Source organism: Hungatella hominis, assembly GCF_014288005.1.
In the GTDB taxonomy this organism is placed as follows: Bacteria; Bacillota; Clostridia; order Lachnospirales; family Lachnospiraceae; genus Hungatella; species Hungatella effluvii.
The window spans coordinates 227,614-244,188 of sequence record NZ_JACOPB010000008.1; the positions used below are offsets into that span (position 1 = coordinate 227,614).

Here is a 16,575-nt window from a genome sequence, read left to right on the forward strand (position 1 = left end):
CTTACAGTTCAATTCCTTTTAACTTGATGTAATCCTTAATAAGCTTCGCGGTCTGCTCCAAATCGAATTTGCTGGTATTGATGATCAGATCGTAATTGGTCCAGTCCTCCCAGCGGCCGCCTGTATAGTAACGGTAATACTCCTTGCGCTCTCTGTTAATCTTCTTCACACGTCTTGCAGCCTCTTTTTCATCCACCTTATCCACTTCCATGGTACGCCTCACCAGGGCCGGGACATCGGCATAAACGAAGATTTTTACGAGGCCCGGCACGTCCACGTCCTCGCGGCTTAAGATGTAATCAGCACAGCGTCCGGCAATGATGCAGGACTCCTGGTCTGCCAGTTCCCGGATAACCTCGGACTGGAAACGGAACAGATTCTCTGGTTTTACGATATCGCCGTCTGTAGACGGCTTCCCCAGCTGCGGCTTCATCCCGCTTACAATCTTGTAAAGCAGATTATTGCCCGCCTTTTCATCGGCCAGACGGAAAAATACCTCTCCGACTGCACTCTGCTCCGATGTCATGGTCAGAATTTCCTCATCGTAAAAATGTATTCCCAGCTCTTCCGCCAGCGCTTTGCCTACGATCCGGCCGCCGCTGCCGTACTGCCGCCCAATGGTAATGACCAGATTCTGTTTTTCCTTCATGGTACCTTCCCCCTTATTGTTCTTCCATTACCGCATCAAAACAGATGGCTCCGTAAGGACGAATGCTCATGCGGTAAGCATTGCCCTCTCCGAGGGCCTTCTCGATATATGCCACGTACTCTTCCACCAGATCGTTTGGCAGCATAGCCATGATAACACCTGCGAAACCGCCCCCGTGAACACGGCACGCGCCGCGCTGTTTCCCGGCGATGAATAATTCCGTAAGTGCTAATGCGACAGTGATCCCCTGCTCCTGATAGGCACTGTTGGTAAAGCAGTTCTGAAGCCATTTCCAGGAGGAATTGCCGGAAGCCGTGATATTGCTTAAGAAATCGGAAAAACGGCCTTCCTTTAATGCCTTTACTTCCGCCTCCACGCGCTTGTTTTCCTCAAAGAAATGAAGGGCGCGCAGCACAGAACGGTCTCCCGCATACTCTCTCACTTCCGCAAGGTGTCCAATTACCTCTTCTTCCGTAATCTCGGCGCAGACCTCTTTTCCAAAAAATTCGGCCACTTTCTTCATCTCGATCGGCACAGAGGAATAATCCGCGCTTAAATCCGCATGGCCCTTTCCGGTATTGACGATAATCAGGCTGTGATTCTGGGAGCTGAAATCAAAATCGATCTTCTCCACAACCGGAGAAGCCGGCTCCAGAAAATCGATGGTGATGAGACCACCGACCGCACAGGCCATCTGATCCAGCAGTCCGGAGGCCTTGTCCCAGTATACGTTTTCGGAATATTTTCCAATGTGGGCGTAGGCTACGGTATCCATACGGCCTTCATTAAAGAATGTATTTAAAATAGAACATAAAAGCATCTCGAAGGACGCGGAGGAGCTGACGCCGGCCGCGCTGATGACATTACTCGTAATATAGGCATTAAAACCGCCAACCTCATAGCCGGATTCCTTAAAGCCTTGAAGGAGTCCCTTCACCAGGTCAATCGTTCCCGCTTTCTTATCGCTGGGGGATAAATCATTCAGATCAATGATAAAGCTCTGATTAAATGTTTCGCTGATAATATGTACCTTGCTGCTGTTGTTTTTCGCAGCCACACCGACACAGTCTAAGTTAATGCTTCCTGCAAGGACTTTTCCATGGTTATGATCCGTATGATTGCCGCTGATTTCCGTACGTCCCGGGGAACTGAACAGGGTCACGTCTTCTTCCGCAAATTTTTTCTGAAAACTTTTCACAAGATTCTGATACCGTTCTATATTGGCATCCACCGCCGCTTCGCCGTAAAGTGCGGTCATAAGCTTTCTGGATTTTTCAGATTCGAGCATTTGGATTGTATCGCATACTTTCATGTCACATGATCTCCTTTTTTCCATACATTTTCAAAATATCAGAATACCTCCGACACCTGCGCCGCGGGAATCTGCTCTTTGACAAAAGTATATCATAACTTACGAGTCTTCTACAATATAATATTTATCGAAATCCTATAATTTCATTTGACACCCGCCCTGCCGCTTCCTTATAATGAGGAAGAACGCAAAAGGCAAGGAGGACTTTTCATGTACTGGAACGAAAAACCGTATCATTCCCTGGATTATGAGATGAAACATATCTATGGTCATAAAATATATAAACTGGCATTAGACGGCGGCATGACCTGCCCGAACCGCGACGGCACCCTGGGTACGGACGGCTGTATCTTCTGCAGCGGCGGCGGCTCCGGAGAATTTGCCGAATCCCTGTCCACCCACGTATCCGTCACGGAGCAGATCGAAGCGGCTAAGGCCCGGGTAGAAAAAAAGATGGAAAAAAAACGGCCCGGAGCTTCACCGGAATATCCCAAAGGTCGTTACATTGCCTATTTCCAGTCCTATACAAACACGTACGCGCCGACTTCGCGCTTAAAGGCGCTGTTTACTGAGGCCATCACCCATCCGGACATCGCTGTCCTGTCCATTGCCACACGCCCCGACTGCCTTCCGCCTGAAGTAATTGCGCTTCTGTCTGAGTTAAACCGCATAAAACCGGTCTGGGTGGAATTGGGCCTGCAGACGATTCACGAAGAAACAGCGCGCTTCATTCGCCGCGGCTACCCGCTGTCCGTCTTCGAAGACGCTTTTCAAAGACTCCATGACGCCGGTCTGACCGTGATCGCCCACGTAATTCTCGGCCTTCCCGGGGAGACGCCCGCCATGATGCAGAATACGGTCAGCTATCTCGGCCGCTTAGGGGAACACGGCATTGACGGTATAAAACTGCAGCTTCTGCATGTGCTGGAAGGAACCGACCTTGCCGTCTTATACCGCGCAGGTGGTTTTCAGACCTTTTCATTGGGGGAGTACCTCGATCTCGTAATCGACTGTATCGCTCTTCTCCCGCCGGAGACGGTAATCCATCGGATCAGCGGCGACGGTCCCAAAAAGCTTCTCGTAGCCCCCGTATGGAGCGGAAACAAACGGCTTGTGCTGAACTCCATGGCAAAGCGCTTCAAAGAACGCGGCGCGTGTCAGGGGGACCGGTATTTGAAGGAGCAGACGGATTGAGCAATTTCCTTCCTCCATTCATGAACGGAAAAACTGGCGGTCTCTTTATACCAGAGCCGCCACTCTCTCAAACCCATACTCATGCAGGACAAGATCATCATCAATCACCTCGTCATACACTCCCTCTGCCCTTTTGAAACCATTCTTCACATAGAGATTAATCGCCGGTTCATTGATATCCACAACAAACAGCCTTAAGTATTCAGCCCCCAGTTCTCCCGCCCGGGCAATCGCCATGTTAAGCGCAATACTGCCAATTCCCCTTCTCAGGTAATCGACGTTCACTCCAAACCGGTCAATGTAAAGGGCATTCCCCTGCTCATCGTTCCATCTCACACAGTCAGCTCCTGAGGCTGAACTGCACAGGGCAAATGCGGAAACAATTCTCTCTTCTTCCATGAGAACGTAAAGACGATTCCTTTCAATATCTTCGGCGAAAAACTCACAAGGATATATTTCGTCCCAGATCGGGACTCCACTTTCAACCATATTTTGGATGATATCTTTATATACAGCTTTAAGCTGCGGTAAATCAGTCATTTCAGCCAACCGTAAATTCATGTCAATTCCCCCGCACGGCGCCATTTTCATCAATGGACACACCGAATGAAATCCCCTGTATGTACTGATAAAACTCTGCCTTCTTTCCCGGATCGGTCAGTTCCTTTGTAAATCCGGCCCCGGAAGTGCCTGGAACCAGGGATAAATTCACCTGATTCTGTTCCAGATCCACATCAGCGCGCAAAAGCGCGGTCTTCGGAATGCTGCTTCCAAAGATAAAATTGCCGAGACTGTATACAATCGGCTTTCCCTGATAGTATTCAATCCCCTGCAGTACATGAGGATGGCTTCCAATGACGAGATCGGCTCCCGCATCGATCAGCTGTCTGCCAAGGGTCCGCTGGTATTCCTGCGGCTTTTCGTCCCGTTCGATTCCCCAGTGCATGTACACCACCAGATAATCACAGTATTCCCCGGCCGCTTCGATCTCTTTTAAGAGTATGGATGGATCGTATCCACTTACCATTCCCGGCTTTTTGCTGTTTGCCACCCAGGAAGTATCGGGATACACCCTTGAGGCTGCCAGGAAACCGATGGTTCTGCCGCGCACCTCGATGATCTCCAGCTGCTTTGCACGGTCCATGTTGGCACCGGCGCCTACATAGGGGATTCCCGCATTCTCCAGAGTCGTACACGTATCCACCAGTGCATCTGTTCCATAATCCAGTGTGTGATTATTCGCAATCGTCACGATATCGATCCCCAGCTCATGCATCATGGAGACCCGTTCCGGTGGTACCCGAAATGTAAACTGTTTATCCGGAGCCGGCGTTCCTCTTTCGCTGAACGGGAACTCCTGATTCGCCATATAGATATCCGCCCTGCTGATTTCGTCCCGATATGCCTCATCCAGCACTCCATGTATGCCCCCTGCATTATCATACGCGTTCAATACATGACTGGAAAAATATACATCCCCGCTAAAAAGCAGATGAACGACAGGATCCTCCGGTTCTGTCTCCGCCACTGCGGCCGTACTTGCTGCTTCCGTTTCCGATACTTCCAGCTTTAACACTTCCTCCGTGGCCGCCTCCGGAGCCGAAGCCGCCGTCTGCTCCCCTTCCTGCGCCGCGGGAGCCGCCGCTGTCTCCTGACCGGAGGCAAGAGTCTCCCTTATGCCGCCTCTCTGTCCATCCACCGCAATCCATACGAGGAGTGCCGCAAGGAGAAATACCGGAAGGATAATCAGAAGCTTCATTAATAAATTCGTCCGTTTCATCCCTTCCTCCTTAATTCATGATCGAATGATTCATGATAGATGCCTGACTCATAACTTTTTCTGCAAATATTTCCGTTTCTTCCTTAATTTTCGCATCGTAAACCCGTTTTCCACTACAAAAGTACGTTTCTTTCATAACCTTTAAGTCATGATACTTCAAAAATACTTTATAAATTTCTGATGCACCTTCCTGAATTCCTGCTGTGGTAAAGATGGCTACACACTTTACCTGCTGTGGGGACAGGCTCTTTATATACTCTTTCAGTTTCCCGGGAATCTGTCCCCAATAAACCGCACCTCCCAAAAATAAGATATCCGTTACTTCTTCCAGCGGAACTTCGATGGATTCCGCCTGGCAGCCCGCCATCGGTGCAATGGCTTCCGCGATTACTTTCGTATTCCCTGTTCTGGAATAATAACGCACTGCTGTCTTCATGCTTCCTGCTCCAATCTCTTGATAGTCTTTACTAATCTTACACTGAGACTGTGTATTTGTCAATTTATGCCAGATTGATCAGAGGACTGCCCGAAGGGGAGGGCGAAGATAATCAATAAATATATAGTTATTGTAGGCAACACAATAGAGTTGCATTTCAGAATAAATTGCAATATAATATATAATATAACTATACTTTTGTGATTTATTCTTTCATTACATTCTTATAATCTTAATTATCAGACTTTATCTCTTTTTTTACTTTATTTATACATGCCAAATACCATATGCTTTATTATTTTTTATGAATAAAACGACATACGATCCTCCTTTTTCATTTAATTTCTTTTAACCTCCCATCTTTTTAATACTTATAATTAAGATTATAAGTACTATTAAAAATTCATATCTATTTCATTAAGAAAACGAGAGGAGAACTTGTAAAAATGAAAAAAATATCTACCTTAATATGTGCATTTTTCATGGTAATCATAATGGCGGGAAATGCATTCGCAGGTACATGGAGGACAGGACAGGCTCCAAATCAGGATAAATGGTGGTATGACAACGGTAATGGAACTTATCCGGCAAATGGCTGGAAATGGATTGATGGAAATGACGATGGTGTCGCCGAATGCTATTATTTTAATCCGGATGGATGGTTATATGTAAATACTACAACACCAGATGGATATATAGTCAACGAAAACGGTGCATGGACAGAAAGCGGTATTGTTCAAATCTCAATTGTACCCCGGCAAAGCAGCGGCTATAATCAGTTTATTGCCGACAGTAATCAGGAAGACGGCAACGATTATGATGAAGAAATATTAATGCCCTGGTATGTGCAAGAGACTATTTTTAATCCAGACAGATCCGTACTTAAATATATTACTCTGGGCTGTGATACCGGCTGCCGCATTTATTATACGGTTGGTGTAAAGCCTGATGACCCAACTAATCAAGATGATATCTATACAACAAAAACACGCTCCGGTTTTCAATACGGTTCTCCTGCTTTAAAACCCGGCCAAACTTTAAAGGCTATTGCCGTAAACAAATCTACCGGTAAAAAGAGCGGTGTTACAGTCCTAAGATATGAGGATGCGGTTAATGCAAATAAAGGACGCTCAGGCAACATTGCCGGTTCATCTAATTATAATAGCAATAACGGTAGTAGCAATCGCAGTTCCTCAGTTATCTCTGATTCAAATTCGGCTTCCAGCAAGACTACAGCGCCGCGTCAATGTCCGGTCTGTCTGGGTAAAGGCTATACCACCTGTACCTACTGTCATGGGAGCGGCATAGGACAAAACGCTTCGTTTGGGCTCGGAGGCGGGATTTATGGGGGAGACACAGGAATCTATGACGACGGTGGAATCAGCCAGGGAATCTGTCCTTCTTGCGGCGGATCCGGAACAAAAACATGTGCCGGATGTGGTGGTATCGGAACGGTAGGTTACTAGTGCCTCCCGGCGTAAATTCGCCGGGCGGTACTAGTACAGCGTTGCATAAGCTCCGGTGAATTCTGCACTAGAGTCCTTCAATTAATAGAACATAATCCCTATAAAAATTGCCGCTATGCACTTAATCGCACATAGCGGCAATTTTATCTCTATTAACCAACAAGCCTGCTAACCGGTATTTCGCACAAACTACAATGCAACGATAATCCCGCCGTCACTGGCATATACCGTCGCCACTCCGGCCGTCTCCGTAATGATGACATCCCTAAATGACGCCTGGCGGCACATCTCGTTCTTCACCACCTCTGCACGCTCGGGATTGTTGCAGTGGGCGATAATAAGTACCTTGTCCTTCGTCTCTCCCGCTTCCCGGATCGCGATATCGGCCATGCGCGTAAGGGCTTTATTAATTCCCCTCGCCTGATCCAGCTTGATGATCACACCGGAATCAGCTCCCATAACCGGCTTAATGTTCAGTGCGGTAGCAAAAAATGCCTGAAGGCCGGTCAGACGGCCGTTCTTGCGCAGCGTGTCCAGACTCTCCAGTACGAAATATGTTCTCATATTCTTAATAAAGCTGCGTGTCTTCTCCTCAATCTCCTCAAACGGAAGAGATGCCTGACAGAGCGACTGGATATAAAGGGCGATGTTTAACTCCCCGGAAGAAGCGGAATCGGAACTGAAAACAGCGATGTTCTTCCCCTCCTGGCCATGTTCCTCCTCATAGAGCTTCTTCGCCAATACGGCGCTGTTGTACGTTCCGCTTAAATGCTCGGACAGAGTAATAACAAATATCTGCTCTGCGTCGCATTCAAATGCCTCTTTAAACCTCTCAGGCGACGGACATGCGGTCTGCGGGCACTCACTGCTGCTTCTTACCAGCTCCAGAAACTTCTTCTGGTCAAAGGTCTCATCATCTATTACCTGGGTATGCTCTACCTGCAAAGTAAGGGGAATGATCTGAAAATGCGGATCTTTCTTTAAGTCAGCCGTTAAATCCAGACAGCTGTCCCCGATAATCTTATAGCTCATATTCTATTTCCTCCTGACATATAACTTGTCATGTAGTATTCATTACTATATATTATAGGGAAGCCACGGTGGAATGTCAATAGAATATTACTCCTGAACTTCCGCATTTTGCATCTGTTCCCGAAGATCCGGGCCACTCGTCCCGTTTTCGGCCATAAGAAAGCCGGTAATCTCATTCAGGCTTTCAAAATCTGTAAAATCCACCTTCCTGCCAAATGTCTCAATCAGCCCCTGTGTCTCGGAATTCCGCTCTTCCGGCGGGATCTTCTTAACCCTGCTGTATAAAAGCCCCATCATCGCCCGGTGTGCGACGGACAGCCTGGAGTAATCCATACCTCCTCTCAGATGAAAGAGCTTCGTTTCGGCCCAAAGCGGGTCCGCCAGCTGCTTCTTTATAAAATTCTGAATATTTCTGGCATTGGTTTCATCAGCCGGGTCAGACAGTCCTACTGTGACCACCAGAAGCTTCGCGGCCGGTTCCCGGCGAAGCAGCTTTGCTGTTTGGCTCAGACCGAGAATCTGCCCGGCATAGATCCCTCCCAGGTGTATGACCACTTTACAGGAAGAGAGGGACTTTACCTCCTTGCAGTTCCTGCACGGTATTCCCGTCCTTTGTGATAATTCTTCCGCATAACGCTTCGTCGTTCCGTACTTGCTGCCATAAATAATGATTCGCTCCATATCCTTCCTCCTGTATCCTTCTTTTTCCTGTGACCGTCACGGTGCCGCCGTCATCACCTCTTCCGCGGCCTCCAGACCGTCGATTCCATCGTACAGCTTCATAAGCAGCGTAAACAGCTGCTCCATCTCCTGATCCGTGTACCCCTGAAACAGACAGGCGAGTTTTTGTCCGTGAAGCGCTGCGGCCTGTTCAAAATACTCGCCCAACCGGTCCGTTGGAAGCAGAAATAACGCCCGCTTGTCATTTTCGTTCTGTATGATTGTAACGAACCCCTTCTGTTCGAGAACTGCGGCCAGCTTCTTGATATTCTGCCTGGAGCATCCCAGCAGATCTCCCAGCTGGGTGAACGTCAGCCGCTCCTCCGACTGCCTCACCATGGTCAGAAGCATAAACTGTTTTAGCGTAATGCCGGAGCTGCTCTTATCAAATATGGTCTGAAGCCTGTTTTCAGCAATGCACAGCGTGCTGAACACGGCTTTCTCCTGCCTTTCTCTTGTACCTTTAAATCGTCTGATGAGATCTGAAATCTGCATGCGTTCCTCCATATAGTAACTTGTTACTTATTTGTCGTAAAGAGGAGGACAGGAAAGTCCGCAGGCTTCCCTGTCCTATTTTCCGGCTGGTCACCATGAGATCAGCCGGTTCGTCTTATCTGTCTGTAGATCAGTCGTCTTCCTGCGCGCCTACAACCCCCGCCGTACTGGCGGCAGTCGCAACGACAATCACGACAACAAAGAGGATCAGCAGAATAATCCCTCCAAAAAATGCCAGCATAAAGGTCGTACCGTCATCTTCCGAAGCCGTCTCTGCGGCAGCCGGTTCCGCGGCAGCCGCCACGTTTTCCGTCTCCGCATGAGAGATGAGCACCGCACCCGGGGCTGCTCCTGCTAATACTCCGATGGCCAGCGCCAGCATAAGCCGCAGCACTGCCTTCTTTATCTCCCTTATCTTGTCCGTCATAAGAATCTCCTCCTGGTTACTATACAATCATAGTACCTAGTACTGCATTGGACAAATACCAGTAAATTCAGCACCCGCTATCTACGCCAGGTGTACGCCTGCAAAGCTAGTCGTAGCGCCCACTACGCCGTCGCTTTGCAGACGCACACCTGACGCAGATATCAGGCACTGAATTCACCGGTATTCATCCAATGCAGTACTAGTATATCATAAGGGAGCGGAAAATGGTATCCCCAATCATTCTTAGTTTCTTATTCCTCTTCTTTACCCATATCTGCCATAAGGATCATGATATCGTTGCTTCTCGCAATGAATTTCGTCATGCGCTCCGGAGTCAGGGATCCGTGGCTTAATGCGGCCAGGTCATACAGCTGCTCGCAGATTTCCTGGATGTGGCCGCCCTCTCTGTGATTCAGTACGTACTGAACCAACTTATTGTTGTAGTTGAGCACCAGAGTCTCACCGCCGGCTCCAAACATGGACGGATCCATACCAGGCATGGTGTACATCTTCATCATCTCCTGCATACGACGGCTGTCTTCGGAGACCGTGATCATGGAAGAGACTGCTTCATTTTTCAGTTTTTCCACTTTTACTTCCAGTTTATCGTTGCCAAGCGCCTTCTTGAACACCTCTGTCAGCGCATCCGCATCGCCCTTCATGGCTTCCCTGGCCTCTTCCGTCATCTCTTCCTTAAAACTGTCTGATAAGTCTGAGTTGATAGCCAGGAACTTCACATTCTCATTCTTCTGCTCCAGGAAATTGATGAACGGGCTGTCGATATTCTGAGTCATATAGACCGCATCCATGCCTTCCTGCTTAAACATATTGATGTACTGGCTCTGTTCCTTCTCGTCTGTGATATAGAATACGGTGTTCTCATGCTTTTCCTTATTCTCCTCCAGGCAGTCGGCCAGAGTGAAATACTTGCCTTCCAGATTCTTGAAAATGATATAATCATTCATCTTTTCAGCGAATTTCTCGTCCTTTAAGCAGCCGAATTTGATAAATGGATTGATATCATCCCAGTACTTCTCGTAATTCTCACGGTCGGTCTTGAACATACCGCTTAACTTGTCCGCTACCTTCTTTGTGATGTAATCGGAAATCTTCTTGACAAAGCCGTCGTTCTGCAGCGCGCTTCTCGATACGTTAAGCGGCAGATCCGGACAGTCGATCACACCCTTCAGCAGCATTAAGAACTCCGGAATTACTTCCTTGATGTTGTCTGCGATAAATACCTGGTTGTTATAAAGCTTGATTACGCCTTCCAGGCTGTCATAATTTAAGTTCAGTTTCGGGAAGTATAAAATTCCCTTTAAGTTAAACGGGTAGTCCATGTTTAAATGAATCCAGAACAGCGGTTCCTTGTAGTCATGGAATACCTTACGGTAAAAGCCTTTATACTCTTCCTCTGTGCACTCGTTCGGATGCTTGTTCCACAGCGGGTGAATGTCATTCTCCGGAACGGGACGCTTTAATATCTTATATTTTTCCCTGGCAGGAGAAATCTCTACGACTTCTTTTTCGCCGTTCTCATTCTCTTTCTCCTCAGTCTTGGCTTCCTCGACGATCGTCTCGATAATGGTGTCTTTCTCGGTCAGCTCGTCCTTCTCGATGGTATCATACTGCGGTTCAGCGGAGGAATTCTCCAGATAAATCTCCACCGGCATGAAGGAACAGTACTTCTCCAGCACTTCTCTGGCGCGGTACTCGTTGCAGAACTCCAGACTCTCTTCATTCAGGTACAGCTTAATCGTGGTTCCGAAGGATGTCTTATCCCCCTCTTCCATCTCATATTCCGTGCCGCCGTCGGATTCCCAGTGAACCGGCGCCGCACCTTCCCGATAGGATAATGTATCGATCGTCACCTTATCTGCTACCATAAATGCGGAATAGAAGCCCAGTCCGAAATGGCCGATAATCTGATCCTCATTGGCCTTGTCCTTATACTTTTCCAGGAAATCCTGTGCTCCCGAAAATGCGATCTGGTTGATGTACTCATCCACTTCTTCCATGGTCATACCGAGGCCGTTATCGGTGAAGGTGATCGTCTTATCATTGGAATCCACCGTCACGGTAATCTTAAATTCCACGTCCTCCGGCTTCTGCCACTCTCCCATGACCTCAAGCTTCTTTAATTTCGTGATCGCGTCACAGCCGTTAGACACTAATTCACGGTAGAAAATGTCGTGATCCGAATAAAGCCACTTCTTGATAATCGGGAATATGTTTTCGCTGTTAATTGTCAAACTACCTGTCTTTGCCATATCCATACACTCCTTACTCTTTGCTGTATATTTTTCCATGGTTTGCCATGGTTTCTCACTCTTTGCCTGCAAAGAGTATTTTAATACTCCATTTTCCAAATGTCAATAGAAAATTAGCACTCATTTAAAATGAGTGCTAGTAATCGCCTATTCCTCCTGGAAAATGATCTCGTTTTTCTTCAAAAAGCTTCTCACCGCCTGGTCCCATTCCATATCCAGGGTCTTGTCCAATGTAAAAATCGAGACCGATGTGCCGGTCACGCAGAACAGTTTTCCTTCCTCATAACGGATATTTAAGTACAGACCATTGACCTGATCTGCCTTCAAAGGCATCTGATGGCCAGTTACAAACTTATCCACTGCCTGAGGCGGCATCTGCAGCACAATCTGGAAGCTGCCGGGAAGCTTCTTCCCCTTAATCAGTGAAAAACAGTATGGCCGGATCATCTTCCAGGAAGACAGTTCTTCCATCTGATTCTCCTCCAGCTCCTCTTCGGAATAATACCCCTGGCGGATATGACCGTCGATGGTAAACACATTAAAGGTAACAATCTCCGCTTCCTTGATCAGGAAGTGATCAAAAGTCTCTCCCACAAAGAGTTTGGCTGTAAATTGTCTGATATCTTCAATTCTTAATGCTATCATTTCACATTCTCCCCGTATTCTTCATGCATTTAATTCGCCAAAAACTGTCCACGATCTCAAATTCGATGATCAGGTCATTTTTAAAAATCGGATCGTCTTTAAAATGCGCCCTCACCGTAAGATCCTGCCACTCATACGGCGTTTCATTCCAGAGTAAGAAGCTCTCGACAAACAGTTTATGGTCGACAGAAAATTGTTGGATACACTGCATGGTAAGCGATACAAATTTCTGCCCGGTAACCGGTGCGAAGACCTCCTCCGGGACACCGGAAAAGGCCACCAGAACCGCGCCGCCGGAATGCGGCCCCCGGTAATAGCAGCAATGCTCCGCTAACCCACAGGCCACTATGGACAGTGAATGGCCGTTAAAACTGTCCGTCAGTTCAAATTCCGCAGTCGTAAGCGGCTCAAGTCCCCACTCTTCTCCCGCGGCTCTCACCTGGTTCGCCGTCTGAAGAATCTCCTCTGGAAAACCATTCACATTTTCCCAGCCCCACAGCCACGTATTGGAAGAAGACGCCTCGCTTCCAAGAAACTGCAGGGGATACTCGTCCGTTCCAAAAGCGATCACGCCCCGTGAAAAATCCACATTCCACTCCCGGTCCTTTACAACCAGCTCCCTGCACGCATCCTGAACCGCCATCACCTTGCCGAGGCAGGCGGAAAATACGAAAAACCAGCTGCTCCTGTCAAATTCACAACAGGTAAAAGCCGACTTTCTATTATGATCCCCGTTCCCATCAGTTCCCGGCGTCTCCTCTTTTTTTCGATTTTTAAAGAAGTTCATTCTGCTCCTCCTCGTCTGTATTCCGATTCATTTTCAATGGAACTATTTTACCATAGAAGGCGCGGGGACGCCATTCGTATTTTCTCTGGTAACAAATATTTATAACGAAACCTGGTATTGGTCTTGAACATGGAGTTAAAATCAGAGAATACGATACCATCGAAGACTTCTTAAACAGCGAATTGTAGACGCAGCCTGAAAAGACAGAAAGGGGGCGCATATGAGGTATTTAAATGCTTCCGATATCCTGCCCGATGAACTTCTCCGCGAGATCCAGAAATACACGCAGGGGGAGGCCATTTACATTCCCAGAGAACAGGAGCGCAGAAAATGGGGGGAGAGCTCCGGCTCCAGAAATTACTATGCGGAGAGAAACCACGAGATCGCAAGGCGGTATCGGGAAGAGAAAGCCTCCATGCAGAATCTTGCCGACGAATTCCATTTGTCTGTAGAAAGTATTCGGAAAATCATTTTTAAATCAGAAGAACCAATTCCCACCTCTTCCACTTTGTGATATACTAAAAGCTGTAATTACACAGAAAAGAGGTCAAACCTATGAATGATATGAAACAGCTGGAGCGGCTTATCTCCGCTTCTGTATCCCCGTATCACTGCATCATGACAGCCGCCGCTTCCTTAGACGGCGCCGGATTTACAGAACTCTCCCTTTCCGGTTCCTGGAAACTGGAGCAGGGACACTCCTACTATATAAAAGCGTACGATTCGACACTCATCGCATTTACCATCGGCGAGCTGGCGGATCAGACGCCGAAGCTTAAACTGGCCGCCTCCCATACGGACTGGCCCTGTCTGAAATTAAAGCCTTCTCCCGAGGTAACTTCCGGACGGTACGGAAAACTCAACACAGAGGTCTACGGCGGACCGCTTCTTCACACCTGGTTTGACAGACCGCTGTCCATGGCAGGCAAAGTCTGCGTGACCAGTGATGCGCTGTCCGGCACGAAAACCATATTCGTGGACTTTAAGCGCCCGGTGCTCACGATTCCAAACCTGGCGATCCACATGAACCGGGAGGCCAATCAGGGCGTCGCTGTCAATCCGCAGGTTGACATGCTCCCGCTCTTAACCTTAATTAAGAGTGACCTGGAAAAGGAAGATTTCTTCTTAAAGGCTCTGGCCGCCGAAGCCGGTGTGGAAAAGCAGGATATACTGGACTACGAAATCTACGTCTACAATACGGAGAGCGGCACTTTATGCGGGCTTGACGGTGAATTCTATTCCGCTCCGCGTCTCGATAACCTGACCTCCGTGCAGGCCTGCTTAAGCGGTATCATGAACAGCACTGCCGGAAATGAGATACATGTGATCGCACTCTACGACAATGAGGAGATCGGAAGCAGCACGAAACAGGGAGCCGCCTCGCTGCTCATGGACCGTGTGCTGGAAAAGCTCTTCCTGTCCCTCGGCTGCTCCAGAGAAGCCTACTTGAACGCCCTTTTTGACGGCTTCATGCTGTCCCTCGACGTCGCACACGCGATTCATCCCAACCACAGCGAAAAATGTGATATCAAGAACCAGATCCTCATGGGAGACGGAGTCGCCATCAAGCTGTCGGCCAGCCAGTCCTACGCGACCGACGCGACCAGTACGGGAATGATTGAAAATATCTGCAGAAATGCCAAAATTCCATACAGGAAATTCTCCAACCGTTCCGATATGAAGGGCGGATCGACTCTCGGAAGCATTTCCTCCAGCTATTTAACCATGCGCACCGTGGATGCGGGAATCCCGATGCTGGCCATGCACTCCGCCAGGGAGGTCATGGGGACTGCGGATCAGAAAGCACTTGTTGATCTGGTGACTGCTTATTTTAATGCGTAAACTGAAAACAGGGGGCGCCAGCTAATGGAGCCTCCTGTTTCCTTATCTCGTTCTTCTGGTTACAGTTCACTCCCCACCAGGGGCACCGCAGTCCGGTTCGGCCGGGCAGGCTTCCTCAGCCTTTTCAGTGACTTTGCAGGGTATTAGAAGTTCTTATGCCCGAAACCGGAACTGGAAAGGCTGAGGAAGCCTGCCCAGCCGAACCGGACTGCGGTGCCCCTGGTGGGGAGTGAACTGTAACTTCTTCTGCTCTCCAGCCCAACCGCTATTCACAGGCTATTCATAGTTCTTCATCGTCTCCGGCACAATCTCTCTGCCGGTTTCCAGCGGTGTGGTCGATGTACGGCTTCCTTCCCAATACCGGTATACATAGGTACTGGAAAATAAAAGTCCAGCCGCAATCAGAAGGACCAGAATAACCTTAAGCACCGCAGCAAAAACTGCCTTCCCCCTGGTACTTTTGCGCTTCCGGCTCCTGCCCCGGTTGCTCCTTCCCCCTTCTGCCATGGAATGCCCCTCTGCTTTCCTTTCCCATTATGAATTGGGAAAATGTTTTCTGTACAAGTCAAAAAAATTCGTGGTAGTCGTCTTATCGTCAATGGAAAACTTAATTCCATCCCAGATATCGTTGCTGAATGTAACCGGATTCTCTGTCTTGAACTGATTGTAGATCTGTCCGAATGCGTCCTTTTTCCTCTGCTGGTACAGGTTATCCTTTCTCGCCTGTGTGGCATCCTCGTCGTAATCGCTCACACATTTGATGATGTAGAACATGCCGTTGTCCTCCACCACCGGGCTGATCTCGCCTGCCGTCAGGGAAAATGCCGCCTCCTCCAGCGCTTTCCTCGCTTCTCCGCGTCCCAGCTGTTTCTGAATCTCGTTATCCTCTGAATACTCCCGTGCAATGGCTTCAAAGTCCGCCCCGTCTTCGTTCACCTGATTCAACACGTCCTGGGCCGTATTCCCGTCCGAGAGGACAATCTGGTCGATGGTTATGACCTTTGCCTCACTGTCGCTGATCTCCAGATTCATATCCTTTGTCAGTTCACTGACCACCTTGTTGGAAAGGAAGTATTCCTCATACATCGTCCGCACATCGTCCTCCTTCACCCCCATGTACGCGATGTCATCCTCGGTCAGAGACTCATAATACTCCTCCGACAGCTTCCGGATCTCCTCCTTCTCGGCGCTCGTGATGATAATCTCCTTATCCTTTGCCAGAAGATTCATCCATTTCATCTCCTGAAGAAATTCCTGGGCCTGCCCCAGCAGATACGTCTCAAATGTCTCCCCATCCGGCAGTTCCACGCTCCAGATCTGGCCGGTATATGCCTGCTGGTAACGGTTGCGCTCTGTCGCCACAATGATCATGGACTGCGGAAGTGTGTATGCCTTCGTTTCATTTACCTCTGAGACCATGGGAAGCCCCTTGGCGCAGCCGGTAAGAAGCATGGCGGCCAGAACAGCGGCCAGCGTTTGTTTCACTTTTTTTCTATATTTAAAATTCATGAACAACTCCT

At 48.4% G+C, this 16,575-nt stretch carries 18 protein-coding genes; 4 read left to right on the top strand and 14 right to left on the bottom strand.

Translation table 11 applies throughout. The annotated features are described in order from the left end of the window. Position 1: 1 nt before the first annotated feature. Together H8S75_RS18315 and H8S75_RS18320 are read right to left on the bottom strand one after the other, a co-directional pair. The gene (locus H8S75_RS18315; protein WP_187022877.1) at positions 2-649 is read right to left on the bottom strand and encodes a cytidylate kinase-like family protein; all 648 of its coding nucleotides are present in this window, start codon (positions 647-649) and stop codon (positions 2-4) included. Positions 650-662: 13 nt separating this feature from the next. Further along, on the bottom strand, positions 663-1,961 hold the full coding sequence (locus H8S75_RS18320; protein ID WP_187022878.1) for a galactokinase: 1,299 nt from the start codon (positions 1,959-1,961) through the stop codon (positions 663-665). A gap of 210 nt (positions 1,962-2,171) precedes the next feature. On the opposite strand from H8S75_RS18320, the gene mnmL reads away from it, so the two are divergent. Continuing rightward, positions 2,172-3,155, top strand: a complete 984-nt coding sequence (gene mnmL / locus H8S75_RS18325; RefSeq protein ID WP_187022879.1) for a tRNA modification radical SAM protein MnmL/YtqA — start codon at positions 2,172-2,174, stop codon at positions 3,153-3,155. 45 nt (positions 3,156-3,200) lie between these two features. Here the strand turns inward: mnmL and H8S75_RS18330 are convergent, their stop codons facing one another. The 3 genes from H8S75_RS18330 to H8S75_RS18340 are packed head-to-tail and all read right to left on the bottom strand — an operon-like array spanning position 3,201 to position 5,371. Then, the gene (locus tag H8S75_RS18330; protein ID WP_187022880.1) at positions 3,201-3,716 is read right to left on the bottom strand and encodes a GNAT family N-acetyltransferase; all 516 of its coding nucleotides are present in this window, start codon (positions 3,714-3,716) and stop codon (positions 3,201-3,203) included. 1 nt (position 3,717) lies between these two features. Continuing rightward, positions 3,718-4,935, bottom strand: coding sequence for a CapA family protein (locus H8S75_RS18335; protein WP_187022881.1), 1,218 nt, complete (start codon positions 4,933-4,935; stop codon positions 3,718-3,720). A gap of 10 nt (positions 4,936-4,945) precedes the next feature. Further along, entirely contained in the window at positions 4,946-5,371 is a 426-nt protein-coding gene (locus tag H8S75_RS18340) for a flavodoxin family protein (RefSeq protein WP_187022882.1), read from the bottom strand. A gap of 446 nt (positions 5,372-5,817) precedes the next feature. Between H8S75_RS18340 and H8S75_RS18345 the strand changes: the two genes are divergently transcribed. Continuing rightward, positions 5,818-6,837 (top strand): hypothetical protein, encoded by a 1,020-nt coding sequence (locus H8S75_RS18345; RefSeq protein WP_187022883.1) that lies wholly within the window; start codon positions 5,818-5,820, stop codon positions 6,835-6,837. Between the two features lie 189 nt (positions 6,838-7,026). On the opposite strand, the gene H8S75_RS18350 is transcribed toward H8S75_RS18345, so the two are convergent. From H8S75_RS18350 to H8S75_RS18380, 7 genes are all read right to left on the bottom strand, one after another. Then, positions 7,027-7,869 (bottom strand): DegV family protein, encoded by an 843-nt coding sequence (locus H8S75_RS18350; protein WP_187022884.1) that lies wholly within the window; start codon positions 7,867-7,869, stop codon positions 7,027-7,029. Between the two features lie 87 nt (positions 7,870-7,956). Beyond that, positions 7,957-8,550 carry a flavodoxin domain-containing protein gene (locus H8S75_RS18355; RefSeq protein ID WP_187022885.1) on the bottom strand — a complete coding sequence of 198 codons (594 nt, stop codon included), beginning with the start codon at positions 8,548-8,550 and terminating at the stop codon, positions 7,957-7,959. Between the two features lie 36 nt (positions 8,551-8,586). Continuing rightward, on the bottom strand, positions 8,587-9,084 hold the full coding sequence (locus H8S75_RS18360; protein ID WP_187022886.1) for a MarR family transcriptional regulator: 498 nt from the start codon (positions 9,082-9,084) through the stop codon (positions 8,587-8,589). Between the two features lie 130 nt (positions 9,085-9,214). Further along, complete coding sequence (locus H8S75_RS18365; RefSeq protein WP_117620958.1) at positions 9,215-9,511, bottom strand: sulfate transporter; 297 nt, start codon at positions 9,509-9,511, stop codon at positions 9,215-9,217. Between the two features lie 251 nt (positions 9,512-9,762). Then, a complete protein-coding gene (gene htpG, locus H8S75_RS18370; protein ID WP_055656408.1) occupies positions 9,763-11,781 on the bottom strand; it encodes a molecular chaperone HtpG in 2,019 nt (672 codons plus the stop codon). A 147-nt stretch (positions 11,782-11,928) separates the two neighbouring features. Next, complete coding sequence (locus H8S75_RS18375) at positions 11,929-12,426, bottom strand: DUF5721 family protein (RefSeq protein ID WP_002600978.1); 498 nt, start codon at positions 12,424-12,426, stop codon at positions 11,929-11,931. Position 12,427: 1 nt separating this feature from the next. Beyond that, positions 12,428-13,213, bottom strand: a complete 786-nt coding sequence (locus tag H8S75_RS18380; RefSeq protein ID WP_187022887.1) for a DUF6882 domain-containing protein — start codon at positions 13,211-13,213, stop codon at positions 12,428-12,430. 220 nt (positions 13,214-13,433) lie between these two features. Here H8S75_RS18380 and H8S75_RS18385 point away from each other — a divergent pair, with 220 nt between their 5' ends. Together H8S75_RS18385 and H8S75_RS18390 are read left to right on the top strand one after the other, a co-directional pair. After that, positions 13,434-13,727: a CD3324 family protein gene (locus H8S75_RS18385; protein WP_187022888.1), complete on the top strand. Its 294-nt coding sequence runs from the start codon at positions 13,434-13,436 to the stop codon at positions 13,725-13,727. 41 nt (positions 13,728-13,768) lie between these two features. Continuing rightward, positions 13,769-15,055, top strand: a complete 1,287-nt coding sequence (locus H8S75_RS18390; RefSeq protein WP_187022889.1) for a M18 family aminopeptidase — start codon at positions 13,769-13,771, stop codon at positions 15,053-15,055. A 276-nt stretch (positions 15,056-15,331) separates the two neighbouring features. Here the strand turns inward: H8S75_RS18390 and H8S75_RS18395 are convergent, their stop codons facing one another. Next, the gene (locus tag H8S75_RS18395) at positions 15,332-15,562 is read right to left on the bottom strand and encodes a hypothetical protein (protein ID WP_187022890.1); all 231 of its coding nucleotides are present in this window, start codon (positions 15,560-15,562) and stop codon (positions 15,332-15,334) included. A 27-nt stretch (positions 15,563-15,589) separates the two neighbouring features. Continuing rightward, positions 15,590-16,564: a peptidylprolyl isomerase gene (locus H8S75_RS18400; protein ID WP_187022891.1), complete on the bottom strand. Its 975-nt coding sequence runs from the start codon at positions 16,562-16,564 to the stop codon at positions 15,590-15,592. Positions 16,565-16,575 lie beyond the last annotated feature (11 nt).

Bases quoted from the DNA above. Each gene is read 5' to 3' on its own strand.
- H8S75_RS18315 (WP_187022877.1), bottom strand. From the start codon at position 649: ATGAAGGAAAAACAGAATCTGGTCATTACCATTGGGCGGCAGTACGGC.
- H8S75_RS18320 (WP_187022878.1), bottom strand. From the start codon at position 1,961: ATGAAAGTATGCGATACAATCCAAATGCTCGAATCTGAAAAATCCAGA.
- mnmL (WP_187022879.1), top strand. From the start codon at position 2,172: ATGTACTGGAACGAAAAACCGTATCATTCCCTGGATTATGAGATGAAA.
- H8S75_RS18330 (WP_187022880.1), bottom strand. From the start codon at position 3,716: ATGAATTTACGGTTGGCTGAAATGACTGATTTACCGCAGCTTAAAGCT.
- H8S75_RS18335 (WP_187022881.1), bottom strand. From the start codon at position 4,935: ATGAAACGGACGAATTTATTAATGAAGCTTCTGATTATCCTTCCGGTA.
- H8S75_RS18340 (WP_187022882.1), bottom strand. From the start codon at position 5,371: ATGAAGACAGCAGTGCGTTATTATTCCAGAACAGGGAATACGAAAGTA.
- H8S75_RS18345 (WP_187022883.1), top strand. From the start codon at position 5,818: ATGAAAAAAATATCTACCTTAATATGTGCATTTTTCATGGTAATCATA.
- H8S75_RS18350 (WP_187022884.1), bottom strand. From the start codon at position 7,869: ATGAGCTATAAGATTATCGGGGACAGCTGTCTGGATTTAACGGCTGAC.
- H8S75_RS18355 (WP_187022885.1), bottom strand. From the start codon at position 8,550: ATGGAGCGAATCATTATTTATGGCAGCAAGTACGGAACGACGAAGCGT.
- H8S75_RS18360 (WP_187022886.1), bottom strand. From the start codon at position 9,084: ATGCAGATTTCAGATCTCATCAGACGATTTAAAGGTACAAGAGAAAGG.
- H8S75_RS18365 (WP_117620958.1), bottom strand. From the start codon at position 9,511: ATGACGGACAAGATAAGGGAGATAAAGAAGGCAGTGCTGCGGCTTATG.
- htpG (WP_055656408.1), bottom strand. From the start codon at position 11,781: ATGGCAAAGACAGGTAGTTTGACAATTAACAGCGAAAACATATTCCCG.
- H8S75_RS18375 (WP_002600978.1), bottom strand. From the start codon at position 12,426: ATGATAGCATTAAGAATTGAAGATATCAGACAATTTACAGCCAAACTC.
- H8S75_RS18380 (WP_187022887.1), bottom strand. From the start codon at position 13,213: ATGAACTTCTTTAAAAATCGAAAAAAAGAGGAGACGCCGGGAACTGAT.
- H8S75_RS18385 (WP_187022888.1), top strand. From the start codon at position 13,434: ATGAGGTATTTAAATGCTTCCGATATCCTGCCCGATGAACTTCTCCGC.
- H8S75_RS18390 (WP_187022889.1), top strand. From the start codon at position 13,769: ATGAATGATATGAAACAGCTGGAGCGGCTTATCTCCGCTTCTGTATCC.
- H8S75_RS18395 (WP_187022890.1), bottom strand. From the start codon at position 15,562: ATGGCAGAAGGGGGAAGGAGCAACCGGGGCAGGAGCCGGAAGCGCAAA.
- H8S75_RS18400 (WP_187022891.1), bottom strand. From the start codon at position 16,564: ATGAATTTTAAATATAGAAAAAAAGTGAAACAAACGCTGGCCGCTGTT.